The following is a 2,295-nucleotide window of genomic DNA, read 5'->3' on the forward strand; positions in this document are numbered from 1 at the left end:
GGTCTGCGCGGCCACGCCGGCGGCCCGCCCGGTGACGCGGTGATCGCCGCCTGGCTGAGCCTCGAACGGGCCGCCGAGGACAGCGGCGTGCCGCGCCGGGGCCACCAGACGGCCACCGAGTTCACCGGCGACCTGCTGCGCCGCTACCGGGTGGACGAGGGCGCGACCGGCACGCTCAGGCGCGTCTACCAGCGGGCCCGGTTCGGCACCGCCGAGGTGACCGCGGCGGACGCCCGCACGGCCACCGAGGCGTTGGAGCACATCGTGCGGGACCTGCGGTGACCCCGCTCGTCGGCGGCGTGTGGCGTGCGGTGGCGCTGGCCGTCGTGGTCGCGGTGGGCACGGCGCTGGTGCTGGTCCGCGTCGGCGCACCGTGGCTGTGGGCGGTGCTGCTCGGGCTGCCCGTCGGCGCGATGGCGCTGCTCGTCGCACGCCTGCCGCGCGCGACGGACGTCCTGTGGTCGCCCCCGCCCACGTCCCTGTCCACCGCCACGTCCGCGCAGGCGAGCACCCTCGCGAGCCGCCTGGCCGAGGCCGCCGTCGACCAGGACCGGTTCGTGAACCGCGTGCAGCCGCGGCTGCGCAGGCTGGCCGAGGCCCGGTTGCGGCAGGTGCACGGGGTGCCCGACCTGAACGACCCGAGGGCCCGCGCGGTGCTGGGCGACGACCTGCACCGCCTGCTCACCGACCCGAAAGCGCCGCTGCCCGAGCCGTCGGAGCTCGCCTACCTGTTGGAGAAGCTGTGACCCCACCCGATGACGACCGAGCGCGCGTCGAGACGATCGCGGCCGAGGCCAAGGCGGTGCTCGCCGCCGTCGGCACCGTCGTCGTGGGCCGGGAGCGGTCGTTGCGGCTGGCGCTGGCGGCGATCCTCGCGGGCGGCCACGTGCTGCTGGAGGACGTGCCGGGCCTGGGCAAGACGTTGATGGCGCGGTCGCTGGCGCAGGCGCTGAAGCTCGACTTCAAGCGCCTGCAGTGCACGCCCGACCTGCTGCCGGCCGACGTCACCGGCTCGTTCCTGTACAACCCGGGCGACCGCGAGTTCACCTTCCGCGAGGGGCCCATCTTCACCGGCCTGCTGCTGGCCGACGAGATCAACCGCACTCCGCCGAAGACGCAGTCCGCCCTGCTGGAGGCCATGCAGGAGCGACAGGTCACGGTCGAGGGCCGCACGTTCGGGCTGCCCCGCCCGTTCCACGTGCTGGCTACCGCGAACCCGGTCGAGTACGAGGGCACCTACCCGCTGCCGGAGGCGCAGCTGGACCGGTTCCTGCTGCGGCTCGACGTCGGCTACCCGCCGCCGGAGGAGGAGGTCGAGGTGCTGCGCCGCAGGCTCGTCCGGCAGCGGGAGGAGACCGAGGTCGAACCCGTGCTGGACGCGGTCCGGCTGTCGCGGCTCCAGCAGGGCGTGGAGCGGGTGGCGGTGGACGACGACGTGCTGCGGTACTGCGTGGACCTGGCGTCCGCGACCCGCTCGCACAACGCCGTGGAGGTCGGCGCCTCACCGCGCGGCGCGCAGGCGCTGGTGCTGGTGGGACGGGCGCTGGCGGTGCTGGACGGGCGTGACTTCGTGCTGCCCGAGGACGTGAAGGAGTGCGCCGTGCCCGCCCTGGCGCACCGGCTCACGCTGCGGCCGGAGACGTGGACGTCCGGCGTCACCGGCGTGGAGGTCGTGACCGAGCTGCTGGGCCGGGTGGCCGGGCCGACGAGCGCCCGGTCGTGACCGTGCCGTCCGCCGTGATCGGGTCGTCCGCCGTGGACCGGTGTCCGTCATGAGCCGGGGCGAACGGCTGCGCGAGGCGTTCACCGGCGGGCGCGGCGCGCACTGGCACCCCACCGACGCGCTGGTGCGCGGCCTGGTGCTGGGTATCGGCATGGTGGTGCTCGGCGCGCTGCTGCACGAGGTGGCGCTGGTGCTGTTCGGGGCGCCGCTGCTGATCTCCACGCTGCTCGCCCTGGTCACGCCGGTGGTGGGCACGCCGGAGGTCAGGGTGCGCGCGCTGCCCCGCACCGGGGAGATCGGCGCGGCGAAGTCGGTGGTGGAGGTCGAGCCGGGTCCGGGCGCGGAGGTGGTGGCGATCCGGCTGCCCGGTGTGGGCGCCGGCATCGGACCGGTGCACCTGGTGGCCGAGTCGGCGCGGGAGATCGAGGTCGTGCTGCGGCGTGACGCGTGGGGCGAGGGCGTCGACCTGCGACCGGATCACCTGGTGGCGGGGCCGGACGCGTTGTTCGTGCACGGTCCGATCACCGCGCCGGAACGCGGCCGGGTGATCCTGCCGCCGGTGGAGGCGCTGC

At 75.3% G+C, this 2,295-nt stretch carries 3 protein-coding genes and 1 pseudogene; all 4 read left to right on the plus strand.

All coding sequences use genetic code 11. The features are described 5' to 3' along the window. On the plus strand, window positions 1–282 hold a 282-nt coding region (locus tag AB0G02_RS35880), incomplete at its 5' end, for a DUF4129 domain-containing protein (protein ID WP_360803618.1). Beyond that, complete coding sequence (locus AB0G02_RS35885; protein WP_360803621.1) at window positions 279–746, plus strand: hypothetical protein; 468 nt, start codon at window positions 279–281, stop codon at window positions 744–746. The genes AB0G02_RS35880 and AB0G02_RS35885, both read left to right, overlap by 4 nt. Continuing rightward, entirely contained in the window at window positions 743–1,723 is a 981-nt protein-coding gene (locus AB0G02_RS35890; protein ID WP_360803624.1) for a MoxR family ATPase, read from the plus strand. The genes AB0G02_RS35885 and AB0G02_RS35890 overlap by 4 nt, the downstream gene beginning before the upstream one ends. Window positions 1,724–1,772: 49 nt before the next feature. Continuing rightward, window positions 1,773–2,295: pseudogene (locus AB0G02_RS35895) on the plus strand (DUF58 domain-containing protein); the annotation flags it as partial.

It is taken from the genome of Actinosynnema sp. NPDC023658 (genome assembly GCF_040639995.1).
In the GTDB taxonomy this organism is placed as follows: domain Bacteria; phylum Actinomycetota; class Actinomycetes; order Mycobacteriales; family Pseudonocardiaceae; genus Actinosynnema.